The sequence below is a fragment of the Streptomyces lavendulae subsp. lavendulae genome (genome assembly GCF_002803845.1).
Taxonomy (GTDB): Bacteria; Actinomycetota; Actinomycetes; order Streptomycetales; family Streptomycetaceae; genus Streptomyces; species Streptomyces lavendulae.
Genome location: NZ_CP024985.1, coordinates 6,532,084 through 6,549,205, shown reverse-complemented (window position 1 = coordinate 6,549,205; position 17,122 = coordinate 6,532,084). Strand labels below are relative to the sequence as shown.

Genomic DNA, 17,122 nt, shown 5'->3' with positions numbered 1-17,122 from the left:
GATTCGGGACCTCTCAAGATCAGACCCTACGTCGGACCCTACAAGGAGGGTCCGACATTCGTCCCCGCACTTTCATAACGTCCGGGTTTTCTCATGATTCCCGGAACGGGGCCCTTTCAGGCCCCCGTCGGCCGCCTCACTGCCCCGAGAGCACCCGTACCAGGTCCTCCGCCGTCCGACAGCGGTCCAGCAGCTCCTTGACGTGGTTGCGGGTCCCCCGCAGCGGCTCCAGGGTCGGGACCCGCTGGAGCGAGTCGCGGCCCGGGAGGTCGAAGATCACCGAGTCCCAGGAGGCCGCCGCCACGTCGTCCGCGTACTGCTCCAGGCAGCGCCCGCGGAAGTACGCCCGGGTGTCCTCCGGGGGCTTGCTCTCCGCCCGCTCCACGGCCGGCTCCTCCAGGAGCCGCTTCATCTTCCCGCGGGCGACCAGCCGGTTGTACAGGCCCTTCTCGGGGCGGACGTCCGCGTACTGGAGGTCCACCAGGTGCAGCCGGGCCGCGTCCCAGCCCAGTCCGTCGCGCCTGCGGTAGCCCTCCAGGATCTCCCGCTTGGCGATCCAGTCGAGCTCTCCCGACAGGCTCATCGGGTCGGTCTCCAGCCGGCCGAGGACGTCCTCCCACCGAGTGAGGACATCCTTGGTCTGCTCGTCCGCGTCCGACCCGAAACGCTCGTCCACGTACTTCCTGGCCAGCTCGAAGTACTCCATCTGGAGTTGTACGGCGGTCAGGGTGCGCCCGCTGCGCAGGGTGATCAGGTGCTGGAGGTCCGGGTCGTGGGAGACCTGGTGCAGGGTGCGCACCGGCTGGTCCACGGCCAGGTCGACGTTGATGAACCCGTCCTCGATCATGGACAGGACCAGCGCGGTCGTGCCGAGCTTGAGGTAGGTGGAGATCTCCGAGAGGTTCGCGTCGCCGATGATCACGTGGAGCCGGCGGTACTTCTCGGCGTCGGAGTGCGGTTCGTCCCGGGTGTTGATGATGGGCCGCTTGAGGGTGGTCTCCAGCCCCACCTCGACCTCGAAGTAGTCCGCCCGCTGGCTGATCTGGAAGCCGTGCTCGCGGCCGTCCTGGCCGATGCCGATGCGGCCCGCCCCGGTGACGACCTGGCGGGAGACGAAGAAGGGCGTCAGGTGCCGGACGATCTCCGAGAAGGGGGTCTCCCGCTTCATCAGGTAGTTCTCGTGCGTGCCGTAGGAGGCGCCCTTGTTGTCGGTGTTGTTCTTGTAGAGGTGGATGGGCTGGGCGCCGGGCAGCTGGGCGGCCCGCTCGGCGGCCTCGGCCATGATCCGTTCGCCGGCCTTGTCCCAGAGCACGGCGTCGAGCGGATTGGTGACCTCCGGCGAGCTGTACTCGGGGTGCGCGTGGTCGACGTAGAGCCGTGCGCCGTTGGTGAGGATGACGTTGGCGAGGCCGATGTCCTCGTCGGTCAGCTGGCTGTTGTCGGCGGCCTCGCGGGCGAGGTCGAAGCCGCGGGCGTCCCGCAGCGGATTCTCCTCCTCGAAGTCCCAGCGGGCGCGTCGCGCCCGGTGCATCGCCGCCGCGTAGGCGTTGACGATCTGGGACGAGGTGAGCATGGCATTGGCGTTCGGGTGCCCCGGAACGGAGATCCCGTACTCCGTCTCGATCCCCATTACTCGCCGTACGGTCATGCGGCCCTCCTTGCCCGGCGGCGCTCCCGTTCGGGAGCGGCGCTCAAGTACCGCTTGTTCTCCGGTGGGTCATGTGCGGTGTCCGTCCCCGCACTGCGGAGGAGGCGGTACGGAAGAGCCTAGAACCACTCCGCGCTGGTGGGGAGATCATTTCAGTCATTGACTTTGCCCTGTCACCGGCCGAAAAGGGCGGGCGGCAATGCCGGGGGTAAAGCAGTCGGCTGCGGGTGCCCGGTGAGGGCACCCGCAGCCGCCCCGCTCGGTCAGAGGTACTGGCCGGTATTCGCCACCGTGTCGATGGAGCGTCCGGTGTCCGCGCCCTGCTTTCCGGTGACGAGGGTGCGGATGAATACGATCCGCTCGCCCTTCTTTCCGGAGATTCGGGCCCAGTCGTCCGGGTTGGTGGTGTTCGGCAGGTCCTCGTTCTCCTTGAACTCGTCCACGCAGGCCTGGAGGAGGTGGGAGACGCGCAGGCCCTTCTGGTTGTGCTCCAGGAAGGCCTTGATCGCCATTTTCTTCGCGCGGTCGACGATGTTCTGGATCATCGCGCCCGAGTTGAAGTCCTTGAAGTACAGGACTTCCTTGTCGCCGTTGGCGTACGTGACCTCAAGGAAGCGGTTTTCCTCGGTTTCGGCGTACATCTGCTCGACGACGGTCTGGATCATGCTGTGGACGGTGCCGGCCGTGGAGCCCTGGTGTTCGGACAGGTCGTCCGTGTGCAGGGGCAGCGAGGCCTTGAGGTACTTGGCGAAGATGTCCTTCGCGGCCTCCGCGTCCGGGCGCTCGATCTTGATCTTCACGTCGAGGCGGCCGGGGCGCAGGATGGCCGGGTCGATCATGTCCTCGCGGTTGGAGGCGCCGATGACGATGACGTTCTCCAGGCCCTCCACGCCGTCGATCTCGGCGAGCAGCTGGGGGACGATGGTGTTCTCCACGTCCGAGCTGACGCCGGATCCGCGGGTGCGGAAGAGGGACTCCATCTCGTCGAAGAAGACGATGACGGGGGTGCCCTCGCTGGCCTTCTCGCGGGCACGCTGGAAGACGAGGCGGATGTGCCGCTCGGTCTCGCCGACGTACTTGTTGAGGAGTTCGGGGCCCTTGATGTTCAGGAAGTAGGACTTCCCGGCGGGCTGGCCGGTCACCTCGGCGACCTTCTTGGCAAGGGAGTTGGCCACGGCCTTGGCGATGAGCGTCTTGCCGCAGCCGGGAGGGCCGTACAGCAGGATGCCCTTCGGGGGCCGCAGTTCGTGCTCCTTGAAGAGGTCGGGGTAGAGGTAGGGGAGCTCGACGGCGTCGCGGATCAGCTCGATCTGGTCGCCCAGGCCGCCGATCTTGTCGTAGTCGATGTCCGGGACCTCTTCGAGGACGAGTTCTTCGACCTCGCTCTTGGGGACCACTTCGTAGACGTAGCCGGAGCGGGGCTCCAGCAGCAGGGCGTCGCCGGGGCGGATGGTGATGTCCAGGAGCGGCTCGGCGAGCCTCACCACCCTTTCCTCGTCGGTGTGCCCGACCACCAGGGCGCGCTCGCCGTCCTCCAGGATCTCCTTGAGGGTGACGATGTCGCCGGCGCGCTCGAACTCCATGGCCTCGACCACGTTGAGCGCTTCGTTGAGCATGACCTCCTGGCCGCGCCGGAGGTCTTCCGGGTCGACGCTGGGGCTCACGTTCACGCGGAGCTTGCGTCCTCCGGTGAAGATGTCGACGGTGCCGTCCTCGTTGGCCTGCAGGAAGACACCGAAGCCGGCCGGCGGCTGTGCGAGCCGGTCGACCTCTTCCTTGAGGGCCACGATCTGGTCGCGGGCCTCACGGAGGGTATTCGCCAGTCGTTCGTTCTGCGCGGAGACGCCTGCCAGATTCGTCTGGAGCTCGACGATCCGCTCTTCGAGAATCCTCGTGTGACGCGGAGAGTCGGCGAGCTTGCGTCGCAGGACGGCGATTTCCTGCTCTAGATAGGCAACCTGGCCAGCGGGGTCCTCAGACCCTCGCCCGGGCCGGATGCCGCGGTTGATGTCGTCGTCGTGGGCTGCCACGGTCCTCACCTCCTCCAAGGGGAGCTGGACGCTTCCTGACCCTACCTGGGCTGGTGGTGATTGAAACCCCTAGATCACAAAGACGGTAGAGGTGTGTCCGATCTTCACCCTTGCGTACTCCCTCACGCCAGGGAAATACCCACCCTTCAACATCGGAAAGCAGCCGGTTGTAAGGTCGAACTGTTCAACACCCGTCAGGGCTCGCGCGACTTGTCGCGAGTTGTGTCCGGGACGGATCACTCAGGGCAGGAAACGGCAGGAGATATGACCGTGCAGCAGGAGGCCCCGACGGGCGGTACCGGTGAGGCCGGGGAGCCGCTGGAGGTCTGGATCGATCAGGACCTCTGCACCGGGGACGGCATCTGCGTGCAGTACGCGCCGGAGGTGTTCGAGCTGGACATCGATGGTCTGGCGTACGTGAAGAGCCCGGAGGACGAGCTGCTGCAGGACGCGGGGGCGACCACTCCGGTTCCGCTGACGCTGCTCCAGGACGTGGTCGACTCGGCGAAGGAATGTCCGGGTGACTGCATTCACGTAAGGCGCGTTTCGGACAGGGTCGAGGTGTACGGCCCGGACGCGGAGTGACGCTTCAAACACGTGTGACGGACGAGTCCGTCAGCTCCTGGCGGAATTTCCCGCCGGTCCAGCGCCACTTGGCGAGCTGCTTCACGTCCGGGCTGTAGCGCGGGACCGAGGGCGAGGAGTAGCCGAGGAGACGGGCGGTGACGGTTCCGTCGCTCACCGTGAGTTCGGTGGCGGTCTGCCGTCGGGCGGCGTCGAGGAGGGTGGCGACGACGCGGGGGGCGGCGCCCGCTTCCTTGCCCCGGGCGAGTACGTAGATCGCGTGGGGCGGGGTGCCGGAGCCGGCGTCGCAGCGTACGGCGGCGACCGTCTCGGGGTTGCCGTCGCCGTCGAGGTCGCCTTCGGCGGTGTCCGTGACGGCCTGCGGGGCCCCCTTGCAGTCGAGGGGGTAGGTGACGGCGTGCGCGTCGGGGGCGGTGGCCGGCGGGCCGCTCGCGGCGGTGGGGCCGGGGGTGGCCCCGGTGGCCCGGTCCGGCTGGAGCAGTCCCGCGCCGGCTATGACGGCCGCCATGGCGCAGGCGGTGGCGACCCAGTGGACGGGTCGGGTGTGGTGGTGCGCCAGGACGTCCAGTGCCGGGTTCGGCGGGGTGGGGCTGTGCAGCACGCGGGGTGTCTCCTGTGCGAAGGGTGACGGGGAGCCAGCATCGTGCCATACCTCACACCGGGGTGGAACGGCCGGGTCCGGGTCGGTGTCCCGGGTGCAACGAAAAGGCGCTGTGGCGCAGTTCTCCGGGTGGTCCGGGGAACTGCGCCACAGCGCTTTCGTGTTGGGCGTGAGGGCGGGGCCTAGGCGGAGCGGTCGCTGCCGGGGCCGTCGTAGTCCTCGCCGTAGGCGCCCTTGGAGGGGCGGCGGCGGCGCATGGGGGGCTCGACGCCGTCGGCGAGGCGCCGGGCGGTGACGAGGAAGCCGGTGTGGCCGATCATCCGGTGGTCCGGGCGGACGGCGAGGCCCTCGACGTGCCAGTTGCGGATCATCGATTCCCACGGCTGCGGTTCGGCGTAGCAGCCGAATTCGCGGATGGACTCGACGGTGCGCGAGAGCTGGGTGGTGGTGGCCACGTAGCAGCAGAGGATGCCGCCGGGGACGAGGGCCTTGGAGACGGCCTCCAGGCACTCCCAGGGGGCGAGCATGTCGAGGATCACGCGGTCGACGTCGGTGTCGGACAGGTTGTCCTGGAGGTCGCCCACGGTCAGCTGCCACGCGGGGTGGGGGCCGCCGAAGTAGCGTTCGACGTTGGCGGTGGCGATCTCGGCGAAGTCCGCGCGGCGCTCGTAGCTGTGGAGCATGCCCTGGTCGCCGATGGCGCGCAGCAGGAAGCTGCTCAGGGAGCCGGAGCCCACTCCTGCTTCCACGACGCGGGCGCCGGGGAAGATGTCGGCGAAGGCCAGGATCTGGCCCGCGTCCTTGGGGTAGACCACGGCGGCGCCGCGGGGCATGGACAGGACATAGTCGGGGAGCAGGGGGCGCAGCGCGAGGTACGCGACGTTGCCCGTGGTGCGGACAACACTGCCCTCGGGAGCACCGATCAGCTCGTCGTGCGGGAAGGAACCCTTGTGGGTGTGGAAATTCTTCCCGGCTTCGAGCGTGAACGTGTAGTGGCGGCCCTTGGGGTCGGTGAGCTGAACCTGGTCCCCGACCTCGAAGGGCCCGCGTCGGCGGGCGGCACCGGTCGGTTCGGACATGTGACCAGTGTATTGGCTTCAGGACTGGGGCCGCGCCATGGCCTTCACGAAGGCCTTCTCGACGTCGAGGGTGGACAGGACGCCGTAGATCTCGCCGGTGGTTTCGAGGACGAGGTATTCGCTGGCGGGGGTGGTGCGGAGGTGGTCGAGGAGTTCTTCGCCGGTGAGCTCGGCTGAAACCTTCATGCCGTCGGTGAGGTCCTGGGCGAGGGTGCTGACGGCGACCCAGGGGCGGCGGTGTTCGGGGACGGAGGCGATGGCGGTCTCGCGGACGATGGCGGTGGGGTCGCCGTGGCCGTCGACGACGACGAGGGCGCGGGCTCCTGCTTCGTTGGCGCGGCGGAGGGCCTCGGAGAGCGGGGTGGCGTTCTCGACGGGGATGGCGCGGCGGGTGAGGGCGCGGGCCTGGAGTTCGGGGAGGTGTTCGCGCAGGCGGGCGAGGCGGAGGCTGTTGCCGGCGCCGGTCCAGATGATCGCGGCGAGGATGGCGGCGAGGAGGGCGTCCATGACGGTGTCCATGCCGCCGATCTCCTGGGTGCGGTTGCCGAGGAGTCCGGTGTGGGTGAGCAGGGGGAGGCCGAGGAGGACGGTGACGGCGAGGCCGCGGCCGACCCAGGCGGCGGCGACGGTGCCGGTCATGGGTTTGCCGGTGATGCCCCAGATGACGGCGCGGAGCATGCGTCCGCCGTCGAGGGGGAGGCCGGGCAGGAGGTTGAAGGCGGCGACGAGGAGGTTGGAGATCATGAGGCCGGCGAGGAGGACGCCGGGGACGGTGGCGGGGTCGACGGCCTTCATGCCGAGGTAGAAGAGTCCGGCGAGGACGAGGGAGAGGAGGGGGCCGACGAAGGCGAGGACGAATTCGCGGCCGGGTGTCTCGGATTCCTTCTCGATCTCGGAGACTCCGCCGAAGAACTGGAGCTGGATGCGGCGCACGGGGAGTTTGAAGCGGAGCGCGGCGATGGTGTGCGCGAGTTCGTGGACGAGGACGGAGGCGTAGAAGGCGACGGCGAAGAAGAGGGAGACGAGGTAGCGGGCGGGCCCGAGGTCGGGCAGGACCTGGTCGAGCCGGTCGCCGAAGACCCAGGTGATGAGGGCGGCGACGAGGAACCAGCTGGGCGAGACGTAGACGGGTACGCCGAAGGGGCGGCCCATGAGGATCCCGCCGCCCGGGTCGGAGCGCTTGGCCGTGCGCTCGCCGGTTTCGTCGGTGTCTGCCACGGTTGTCCTTCGTTCGGTGCCGGTGGTTCCAGTGTGGTCCACGTCGTGGGTTGGGCGCTTGGTGCGGTAGCGCGGTGTGATGCTCCGATCATGCAGTGCGAGGGCGCCGGAGTCGATGGTATGCGCGTGCTGTCGGCGGTGGGCCGTAGGGTTTCCCGCATGACGACGATCCCCGGTGCCGATCCTTCCCCGGCTGCTGCCCGGCCCACCTCGCTGTCGCCTTCGCGGGCGGGTGATTTCATGCAGTGTCCGCTGCTGTACCGGTTCCGGGTGATCGACAAGCTGCCGGAGAAGCCGAGTGCGGCGGCGACGCGGGGCACGCTGGTGCACGCGGTGCTGGAGCGGCTCTTCGATCATCCCGCGGCGGAGCGGACGGCGCCGGTGGCGAAGGCCCTGGTCCCGGGGCAGTGGGACCGGTTGCTGCAGGCGAAGCCGGAGCTGGCGGAGCTGTTCCCCGAGGGGGACGAGGGTGCGGGGCTGGCGCGCTGGCTGACGGAGGCCGAGGCGCTGGTGGAGCGGTGGTTCACGCTGGAGGACCCGACGCGGCTGGAGCCGGTGGAGCGGGAGTTCTTCGTGGAGACGGAGCTGGAGTCGGGGCTGCGCCTGCGGGGGATCATCGACCGGGTGGATGTGGCGCCGTCGGGTGAGGTGCGGATCGTCGACTACAAGACGGGGAAGGCGCCGCGGCCGGAGTACGCCGAGGGCGCGCTGTTCCAGATGAAGTTCTACGCGCTGGTGGTGTGGCGGCTGAAGCAGGTGGTGCCGCGGCGGCTGCAGCTGGTGTACCTGGGCAGTGGGGACGTGCTGACGTACGACCCGGTGGTGGCGGATCTGGAGCGGGTGGAGCGCAAGCTGCACGCGTTGTGGGAGGCCATCAGCGAGGCGACGGAGACGGGGGACTGGCGGCCGCGGCCGACGAAGCTGTGCGGCTGGTGTGATCATCAGGCGGTGTGTCCGGAGTTCGGGGGGACTCCCCCGGCGTATCCGCTGGTGATCACGCCGAGGCCGGGGGCGGACCGGCCGGCCGGTTCCTGATCGTCCGGTCAGGGCACAATGGGCGGGGTCCGCCGATGCCGTCCGACGAATTCGAGGTACACCCCGTGGCGATCCGCGTCCTGCTGGTCGACGACCAGCCACTGCTGCGCACCGGTTTCCGGATGATCCTGGAGGCCGAGCAGGACCTGGTGGTGGTGGGTGAGGCCGGGGACGGTCTGCAGGCGCTGGACCAGGTGCGGGCGCTGCAGCCCGACGTGGTGCTGATGGACATCCGGATGCCGCGGATGGACGGGGTGGAGGCGACGCGGCAGATCACGGGTCCGGAGCGGAACGGGCCGGCGAAGGTGCTGGTGCTGACGACGTTCGACCTGGACGAGTACGTGGTGGAGGCGCTGCGGGCGGGGGCGAGCGGCTTCCTGCTGAAGGACGCCCCGGCGAACGAGCTGGTGCAGGCGATCCGGGTGGTCGCGGGGGGCGAGGCGATGCTGGCTCCGAGCATCACGCGGCGGCTGCTGGACAAGTACGCGGGGCACCTGCCGTCGGGTGAGGAGAGTCTGCCGGACACGCTGGGGACGCTGACGGAGCGCGAGGTGGAGGTGCTCAAGCTGGTGGCCCGGGGGTTGTCGAACGCGGAGATCGCGGCGGACCTGTTCGTGAGCGAGACGACGGTGAAGACGCACGTGGGTCACGTGCTGACGAAGCTGGGGCTGCGGGACCGGGTGCAGGCGGCGGTGTACGCGTACGAGAGCGGGCTGGTGCGTCCCGGCGCCCAGTAGCGGGGCGGGATCGCGGAAGGGCCGGCGGCCGCGTGGGCGGCTGCCGGCCCTTCGTCGTGCGCGGGGCCGGGTCAGCCCTTGCTGATCTCCCAGAAGCGGAAGACCGTGGAGGCGTCCAGGGACCACTGGAGGCCGGTGACGTTCTGGCGGGTGACGGCGTACTGCTTGCCCTGCCAGAGCGGGATGAGCGGGAGCTCGTCGGCGACGATGTCCTGGAGACGGGTGTAGTCCGTGTTGGCCGCGGTGCGGTCGGACTTGGTGTTGGTCGCCGGGATGAGCGTCCCGGTGATCTCCTTGTTGTCGTAGTTGTTGTGCAGGACGTTGTCCGGGCCGAAGAACGGCTGCGTGAAGTTGTCGGCGTCCGGGTAGTCGGGGACCCAGCCCTTGACGTAGACGCCGTACTTGCCGTCCTGGATGTCCTTCTCGTACTGCTCGTACTCGACGGACTTCATGTCGGCCTCGAAGAGGCCGCTGTCGTTGAGCTGCTTGGCGATGACCTGGAACTGCTGGTCGGTGGAGGGGCCGTAGCGGGACGGCGTGGAGTACAGGGTGAGCTTGACCTTGCCGGTGATGTTGGCGGCCTTCAGGACCGCCTTGGCCTTCTCGACCTGGGGGCTGCCGCCGTAGCGGTCGAAGAAGGGGGTGGTGTGTCCGGCGATGCCGGCGGGGACGATGGAGTAGAGCGGGGCGGCGGTGCCCGCGTACACGTCCTTGACGAGCGCTTCGCGGTCGATGAGGTAGGCGATGGCCTTGCGCACCGGGAGCTTGCCGACGACGGGGTCGTTGACGTTGAAGACCATGTGCTCGACTTCGGCGCCGGTGCCCTGGACGACGTCGACCTTGTTGTCGCCGGTCTTGACGGCGGCGAGGGCGGCGATGTCCTTGGCGGCGAGGCCGCGGAAGGCGAAGTCGACGTCGCCGCTCTCCAGGACCGTCTTGAGGCCGGCCTGGTCGCCGTTGAAGAACTTCAGCGTGACGCCGGTGTTCTTGGCCTTGGCCTTGCCGCTGTAGGACTCGTTGACGGAGAAGCTGGCGCTCTTCTCGTTGATGGAGTCCAGCTTGTAGACGCCGGAGCCGATGGCCTTGCCGTCGGTGCGGAGCTTGTTCGCCGGGTACTCGGCGTGGTCGACGATGGAGCCCGCGCCCGATGCGATCTTGCTGGGGAAGGTCGCGTCGGACGTCTTGAGGCGGAAGACGACGGTCTTCTCGTCCGGGGTGTCGATGCCGGCGATCGAGGACAGCATGACGGCCGGGCCCGCGTCGTCGTTGATCTTCAGCGTGCGCTCGAAGGAGAACTTGACGTCCTTCGAGGTGAGGCTGTGGCCGTTGCTGAACTTCAGGCCGGTGCGCAGGACGCACTTGAACTGCTTGCTGTCGGCACCCTCGAAGCCGCAGGACTGCGCGGCGTCGGGCTCGGGGGTCGTGCCGCCCTTGGGGAAGCTGAGCAGCGACTGGAAGACGTTGTTGAAGAGCAGCCAGGAACCCGGGTCGTAGCCCGCGGCCGGGTCGGTCGACTTCACCTTGTCGGATATCCCCATGACCACGCCCTTGCCGCTGCCGGCGTTGGCGCCATCGGTCGAACCGCAACCGCTGAGCAGCGCGGCGGCGGTGGCCGCGCCGAGCGGGGCCGCCAACCACTGGTTACGTCTCTTCACGCGAATGTCCTTCACAGTCTTGTCTGGTCGTTGCGCCGGCCTGCGACGTCCGCCGCCGGTTCCTGCCGGTCTCAGCCGCTGACACCCCGGCCGAGTTCCCACAGCTGGAGGTCGGAGATGGCGTTGACCGACCACTCCACCCCGGTGATCCCGTCGCGTGCGGCGACGTACTGCTTGCCCTGCCACAGGGGCAGGACGGGTACGTCCTCGGCGACGATGTCCTGCATGTCCGCGATCGCGGGTGCGGCGGTGTTGCGGTCGGCCGCGCGCCGGGAGTCGGGGATGAGCCTGGTGCGCACCGTGGTGTTGGCGTACGGCGTGCCCAGGAAGTTGTCGGCCTCCAGGAAGGGGGCGAGGAAGTTGTCGGCGTCCGGGTAGTCGGGGAACCAGCCGAGCCCGTAGGCGGCGTAGTCGCCCTTCTTCTGCGCGGGCCGGAAGTCGGACCAGTCGTTGCCCTGGACGGTGATGTCGAACAGCTGGGTGGAGTTCAGCTGGGTCTTGAGGGCCTCGAACTCGGCGGCGGTGCCGTCGCCGTAGTGGTCCTTGGTGTAGTTCAGGGTGAGCTTGACGGGGGTCTTGATCCCGGCGTCCTTGAGCAGGCTCGCGGCCTTGGCGGTGTTGGCCTCGCCGTACTTGTTGAAGAACGAGTTGACGTGGCCGGTGACGGTGGTGGGGACCAGCGAGTACAGGGGCTGCGCGGACTTGCCGTAGACCTTGGAGATGACGTTGTTGCGGTCGACGGCGGCGGCGAGGGCCTGGCGTACGGCCTTGTCCTTGACGACCGGGGCGTCGGTGTTGAAGCCGAGGTAGCGGATCTCCAGGCCGGGCATGGGGACGAGCTTGACGCCCTTGGGCGGCTTGGCGGAGAAGTCGGCGATCTGGGCGGGCGCCAGGGTGCGGGAGACCATGTGGACGGAGCCGTCGGTGAGGGCCTTGCCCATGGACGCGGAGTCCGCGAAGGTGCGCAGCTCGACCTTGTCGTTCTGCAGCTTGATGTCGCCCTTGTAGTGCGGGTTCTTGGTGAAGACGGCGCGGACGAGGTGGTCGTCCTTGACCTCGGCCTTCATCGTGTACGGGCCGGAGCCGTCGACGGCGAAGCCGGGGCGCAGCTTCTTGGCGTCGTAGTTCTTCTCGCTGACGATGCCGGCGGCGGGGGTGGAGAGCTTGTACGGGAAGGTCGCGTCGGCGGTCTTCAGGTGGAAGACGACCGTGTCGGCGCCCTTGACCTCGACGGTGTCCAGGGTGGAGAGGAGGGAGGAGGGGCCGTTCTCCGCCTTGATCGCCAGGACGCGGTCGATGGAGAACTTGACGTCCTTGGCGGTGAGCGGGTCGCCGTTCGCGAACTTCAGGTCGGGCCGCAGGACGCAGCGGTAGCTCTCGTTGCCCGTGTCGGTGAAGCGGCAGTCGGACGCGGCTTCGGGGACGGGCTGGCCGCCGCCCCGCGGGGTGTGCATCAGCGTCTGGACGGTCTGGCGCAGGACGTTCCAGGCACCGGCGTCGTAGGCGTAGGCGGGGTCGAAGGGGGCGGGGGCGTAGTCGGCGGCTTCGAACCGGTCGGTGGTCCCGACGACGATCGCTCCGGACGCTGCTCCTCCGCCGCTCGCGCTGCCGCATGCGGACAGCGCGGGGGTGAGCAGGCCGATCGCGGCCGTCAGCACCATGGTCTTGCGGTTCATGCTGGAAGTACTCCCTCACCCGGCACTTGGTCAAAGCGGCGTAGAGGGCACTTCGCGGCGGTCGCCCGGTGAGGGCGGAACGATCGGGCCGGTGTTTGACGATCGGTCCACGCGGTACCGGCGCAGGGGTGTGCGGCCGGTGCGGCAGAGGTGCGTGCGGAGTGCCCGCATCGACATTAGTGGCCCGGGACGGGATGGCTGGAACCGGCAGGAGTTGGGGCGTAATCGCACCGTGATGGGAGCGGACTGACCGCTTATGCCGGAGTCTTCGCAGATGGGGTCAGGAGATGATCAATCCGGACACATGGGAAGGGCTCGGGGCACTCCGGCGGGCCCCTCCGGGGCTCCCCGGGTGACCAAGGTCACCCGCTGCAACGCTCCCGGGCAGGATGGAATTTCGGCCTCCGGGGGTGGGGGCGGAAGATCCTCTCGTGGGACCTTGGCCCCACCCCCGTTCCGTTCGGTACGGAGCGTGCGCGGTTAGTTCAGCGGAGTGATGAGGGACCGCAGGAACGGCAGGTCCACGTCTTCGAGCGAGGCCACGACGGTGCGGCCCGGGGCCGGCTCGATCCGGCCGACGGAGGGCACGGCCACGACCCGGCAGCCGGCGGCCTCGGCGGCCGCGACCCCGGTGGCGGTGTCCTCGATGACCGCGCACCGCGAGGGGTGCGCGCCCAGGGTGCTGGCGGCCAGCAGGTACGGGTCGGGGTGCGGCTTGGTGCGCGGGACCTCGTCCCCGGCGACGGTCATGGTGAACCGGTCGCGGCCGAGGGTGAGCAGCACCTGGTCGATGACCCGGCGGTGGGAGGCGGAGACCAGGGCGGTGGGCACGTTGTGCCGGGCCAGTTCGCTCAGCAGCCGTTCGGCACCGGGCATCAGCGGGACCTGGTCGGCGATGCGGGCCTCGAAGCGCTCGTTGAGCAGCACGCTCAGCTCGGCGAGGCCGATGGCGGCCCCGGTGGCCTCGATGAGGAAGGCCGCGCTGCGGCTCATGGGGCCGCCGACCACGATGTCGCGCCAGGAGTCGTCGAGCCGGTGGCCGAGTTCCCGGAAGATGTCGGCCTCGATCTCCCACCAGAAGCCCTCGGTGTCCACGAGGGTGCCGTCCATGTCGAGGAGCACCGCCTGCAGGGCGTGCCCGTCCGCCGTGCGGGCGACGGGAGCGGGAACGGTGCTGGTCATGCGTACGCCTCTCGTAGGGGACGACAAGGCCGGTCACCTCGCCGTGGGGGCAACCCCTCGGTACCAGGTGACCGGCCTGTATGGGACCGACCAGTGTACGCCGGTCCGTCTCAGCGTGCGTTGAAATACTTCGCTTCGGGGTGGTGAATCACGATGGCGTCGGTGGACTGCTCGGGGTGGAGCTGGAACTCCTCCGAGAGGTGGACGCCGATCCGCTCCGGCTGGAGGAGGTCGGCGATCTTCGCCCGGTCCTCCAGGTCGGGGCAGGCGCCGTAGCCGAGGGAGAAGCGGGCTCCCCGGTACTTGAGGTCGAACATGTCCTCCACGGCGGCCGGGTCCTCGCCGCCGAAGCCGAGCTCGGCGCGGACGCGGGCGTGCCAGTACTCGGCCATGGCCTCGGCGAGCTGGACGGACAGGCCGTGCAGCTCCAGGTACTCGCGGTAGGAGTCGGACTCGAACAGCTTGGCGGTGGCCTCGCCGATCTTCGAACCCACGGTGACCACCTGGAGGCCGACCACGTCGGTCTCGCCGGACTCCTCGGGGCGGAAGAAGTCCGCGAGGCACAGGCGCCGGCCGCGGCGCTGGCGAGGGAAGGTGAAGCGGGTCCGCTCGTTGCCCTGCTCGTCGAGGATGATCAGGTCGTCGCCCTTGGAGACGCAGGGGAAGTAGCCGTAGACGACCGCCGCTTCGAGCAGGTTCTCGGTGTGCAGCTTCTCCAGGAGGCCGCGCAGGCGTGGACGGCCCTCGCTCTCGACGAGCTCCTCGTACGTGGCACCGCCCGCGCGGGCCTGCTTCAGACCCCACTGGCCCTTGAACAGGGCGCCCTCGTCCAGCCAGGAGGCGTAGTCCTTGAGCGGGATGCCCTTGACCACGCGGGTGCCCCAGAAGGGCGGCGTGGGGACGGGATTGTCGACGGCCACGTCGGAGCGGCCGCCCGGCTCCTGCGGCTCCTCCTCCTGGAGGGCGGGGCTGGTCCGCTTGGCGACGCGGCGCTGCTTGAGCTCGGGGAGGGCGGCACCGGGGACGCCTCGCTTGACGGCGATGAGGGCGTCCATGAGGCGGAGGCCTTCGAAGGCGTCGCGTGCGTAGCGGACTTCGCCTTCGTAGATCTCGTGGAGGTCCTGTTCGACGTAGGCGCGGGTGAGGGCGGCGCCGCCGAGGATGACGGGGTAGTCCGCGGCCAGCTTGCGCTGGTTGAGCTCCTCCAGGTTCTCCTTCATGATCACGGTGGACTTGACCAGGAGACCCGACATGCCGATCACGTCGGCCTTGTGTTCCTGCGCGGCCTCCAGGATCGCGGAGACCGGCTGCTTGATCCCGATGTTGACGACGTTGTAGCCGTTGTTCGTCAGGATGATGTCGACGAGGTTCTTCCCGATGTCGTGGACGTCCCCGCGGACGGTGGCCAGCACGATCGTGCCCTTGCCCTCGTCGTCCGTCTTCTCCATGTGCGGTTCGAGGTAGGCGACGGCCGTCTTCATCACCTCCGCCGACTGCAGGACGAAGGGCAGCTGCATCTGGCCGGAGCCGAACAGCTCACCGACGACCTTCATGCCTTCCAGGAGCGTGTCGTTGACGATGTCCAGGGCCGGGCGTGTCCGCAGGGCTTCGTCGAGGTCGGCCTCCAGACCGTTCTTCTCGCCGTCGATGATGCGGCGCTGGAGGCGTTCATCCAGCGGCAGGGCGAGGAGTTCCTCGGCGCGGCCGGCCTTCAGGGACTTGGTGTTGACGCCCTCGAAGAGGGCCATCAGCTTCTGCAGCGGGTCGTAGTCACCCTCACGGCGGTCGTAGATCAGATCCAGGGCGGTGGTGACCTGCTCCTCGTCGAACCGGGCGATCGGCAGGATCTTCGACGCGTGCACGATCGCCGAATCCAGACCCGCCTTCACACACTCGTCGAGGAACACGGAGTTCAGCAGGACACGCGCGGCCGGGTTCAGGCCGAAGGAGATGTTCGACAGACCGAGGGTGGTCTGCACGTCGGGGTGGCGGCGCTTGAGCTCACGGATCGACTCGATCGTCGCGATGCCGTCCTTACGGGACTCCTCCTGCCCCGTGCAGATCGTGAACGTGAGCGTGTCGATGAGGATGTCCGACTCGCGGATCCCCCAGTTCCCCGTCAGGTCGGCGATGAGACGCTCGGCGATGGCGACCTTGTGCCCGACCGTGCGGGCCTGGCCCTCCTCGTCGATCGTCAGCGCGATCAGCGCGGCACCGTGCTCCCGCGCCAGCTGCGTGACCTTCGCGAAGCGGGACTCGGGCCCGTCACCGTCCTCGTAGTTGACCGAGTTGATGACCGCACGCCCGCCCAGCTTCTCCAGACCGGCCTGGATCACCGGAACCTCGGTGGAGTCCAGCACGATCGGCAGCGTCGAGGCGGTCGCGAAACGCCCGGCGAGTTCCTGCATGTCCGCGACACCGTCACGCCCGACGTAGTCCACACACAGATCGAGCATGTGCGCGCCCTCACGGATCTGGTCCCGGGCCATCTCCACACAGTCGTCCCAGCGCGCCTCCAGCATCGCCTCACGGAACTTCTTCGACCCGTTCGCGTTCGTCCGCTCACCGATCGCCATGTACGAGGTGTCCTGCCGGAACGGCACCGTCTGATACAGCGAAGCGGCACCCGGCTCGGGCTGCGGGCTGCGCGCGGTGACGGCCGTGCCACGCACCCGCTCCACCACCTGCCGCAGATGCTCCGGAGTGGTGCCACAGCAGCCGCCGACCAGAGACAGACCGTACTCACGCACGAACGTCTCCTGCGCATCCGCCAGCTCAGGAGCCGACAGCGGATAGTGCGCACCCTGCTTCGTCAGCACCGGCAGACCCGCGTTCGGCATGCAGGACAGCGGGATACGGGCGTTGCGCGCCAGGTAGCGCAGGTGCTCACTCATCTCCGCGGGGCCGGTCGCGCAGTTCAGACCGATCATGTCGATCCCCAGCGGCTCCAACGCCGTCAGCGCCGCGCCGATCTCCGAACCCAGGAGCATCGTGCCGGTGGTCTCGACGGTGACGGAGCAGATCAGCGGAACGCTGACCCCGAGGGCCTCCATCGCGCGCCGGGCACCGATGATCGAGGACTTCGTCTGCAGCAGGTCCTGCGTGGTCTCCACCAGCAGGGCATCCGCCCCGCCGGAGATCAGACCCTCCGCATTGATCTGATAGGCGTCACGGATCTGCGCGTAAGTGATGTGGCCCAGGGTGGGAAGCTTGGTGCCCGGGCCGATGGAACCCAGCACCCACCGCTGCTGACCCGTCGAAGCGGTGAACTCGTCCGCCACCTCACGCGCGATCCGCGCACCGGCCTCCGACAGCTCGAAGTTCCGCTCGGGAATGTCGTACTCGGCGAGCGCCGCGAAGTTCGCACCGAAGGTGTTCGTCTCGACGCAGTCCACACCCACCGAGTAGTACGCCTCGTGGACGGAGCGCACGATGTCGGGGCGCGTCACGTTCAGGACCTCGTTGCAGCCTTCGAGCTGCTGGAAGTCCTCCATCGTGGGGTCCTGCGCCTGGAGCATCGTTCCCATGGCTCCGTCGGCGACGACCACACGGGTCGCGAGCGCCTCCCGGAGGGCATCGGCCCGGGTCTGGGTGTCAGCGGGCGGGTTCGGCAACGAGGCCATGGTTGAGCTCCCTGGGATGCGACGGCTGTCGGCTTTGCACCCCCTCTGTGTCA

12 protein-coding genes are annotated in these 17,122 nt (G+C 68.7%); 3 read left to right on the top strand and 9 right to left on the bottom strand.

Annotated features, from left to right (window positions below; translation table 11 throughout):
* Positions 1-136: 136 nt before the first annotated feature.
* Complete coding sequence (gene dop, locus SLAV_RS29220; protein ID WP_030233605.1) at positions 137-1,648, bottom strand: depupylase/deamidase Dop; 1,512 nt, start codon at positions 1,646-1,648, stop codon at positions 137-139.
* 263 nt (positions 1,649-1,911) lie between these two features.
* Positions 1,912-3,678, bottom strand: a complete 1,767-nt coding sequence (gene arc / locus SLAV_RS29215; RefSeq protein WP_030233602.1) for a proteasome ATPase — start codon at positions 3,676-3,678, stop codon at positions 1,912-1,914.
* A 264-nt stretch (positions 3,679-3,942) separates the two neighbouring features.
* Here arc and SLAV_RS29205 point away from each other — a divergent pair, with 264 nt between their 5' ends.
* The gene (locus tag SLAV_RS29205; RefSeq protein WP_030233599.1) at positions 3,943-4,263 is read left to right on the top strand and encodes a ferredoxin; all 321 of its coding nucleotides are present in this window, start codon (positions 3,943-3,945) and stop codon (positions 4,261-4,263) included.
* Positions 4,264-4,267: 4 nt separating this feature from the next.
* Here SLAV_RS29205 and SLAV_RS29200 read toward each other — a convergent pair whose 3' ends face one another.
* From SLAV_RS29200 to SLAV_RS29190, 3 genes are all read right to left on the bottom strand, one after another.
* Positions 4,268-4,864 (bottom strand): hypothetical protein, encoded by a 597-nt coding sequence (locus SLAV_RS29200; protein WP_030233597.1) that lies wholly within the window; start codon positions 4,862-4,864, stop codon positions 4,268-4,270.
* A 182-nt stretch (positions 4,865-5,046) separates the two neighbouring features.
* Positions 5,047-5,943, bottom strand: coding sequence for a tRNA (adenine-N1)-methyltransferase (locus SLAV_RS29195; protein ID WP_030233594.1), 897 nt, complete (start codon positions 5,941-5,943; stop codon positions 5,047-5,049).
* Between the two features lie 18 nt (positions 5,944-5,961).
* Positions 5,962-7,161 (bottom strand): site-2 protease family protein, encoded by a 1,200-nt coding sequence (locus SLAV_RS29190; protein ID WP_051841135.1) that lies wholly within the window; start codon positions 7,159-7,161, stop codon positions 5,962-5,964.
* Between the two features lie 159 nt (positions 7,162-7,320).
* On the opposite strand from SLAV_RS29190, the gene SLAV_RS29185 reads away from it, so the two are divergent.
* Positions 7,321-8,196: a RecB family exonuclease gene (locus tag SLAV_RS29185; protein WP_078950466.1), complete on the top strand. Its 876-nt coding sequence runs from the start codon at positions 7,321-7,323 to the stop codon at positions 8,194-8,196.
* Between the two features lie 65 nt (positions 8,197-8,261).
* Entirely contained in the window at positions 8,262-8,933 is a 672-nt protein-coding gene (locus SLAV_RS29180) for a response regulator (protein ID WP_030233586.1), read from the top strand.
* Between the two features lie 71 nt (positions 8,934-9,004).
* Here SLAV_RS29180 and SLAV_RS29175 read toward each other — a convergent pair whose 3' ends face one another.
* The 4 genes from SLAV_RS29175 to metH all read right to left on the bottom strand — a co-directional run bounded on the left by SLAV_RS29175 (position 9,005) and on the right by metH (position 17,069).
* On the bottom strand, positions 9,005-10,588 hold the full coding sequence (locus SLAV_RS29175; protein ID WP_030233583.1) for an ABC transporter substrate-binding protein: 1,584 nt from the start codon (positions 10,586-10,588) through the stop codon (positions 9,005-9,007).
* Positions 10,589-10,659: 71 nt separating this feature from the next.
* The gene (locus tag SLAV_RS29170) at positions 10,660-12,264 is read right to left on the bottom strand and encodes an ABC transporter substrate-binding protein (protein WP_030233581.1); all 1,605 of its coding nucleotides are present in this window, start codon (positions 12,262-12,264) and stop codon (positions 10,660-10,662) included.
* 480 nt (positions 12,265-12,744) lie between these two features.
* Positions 12,745-13,446 carry an HAD family hydrolase gene (locus SLAV_RS29165; RefSeq protein WP_030233578.1) on the bottom strand — a complete coding sequence of 234 codons (702 nt, stop codon included), beginning with the start codon at positions 13,444-13,446 and terminating at the stop codon, positions 12,745-12,747.
* 110 nt (positions 13,447-13,556) lie between these two features.
* Positions 13,557-17,069 (bottom strand): methionine synthase, encoded by a 3,513-nt coding sequence (gene metH, locus SLAV_RS29160; protein WP_100660987.1) that lies wholly within the window; start codon positions 17,067-17,069, stop codon positions 13,557-13,559.
* Positions 17,070-17,122 lie beyond the last annotated feature (53 nt).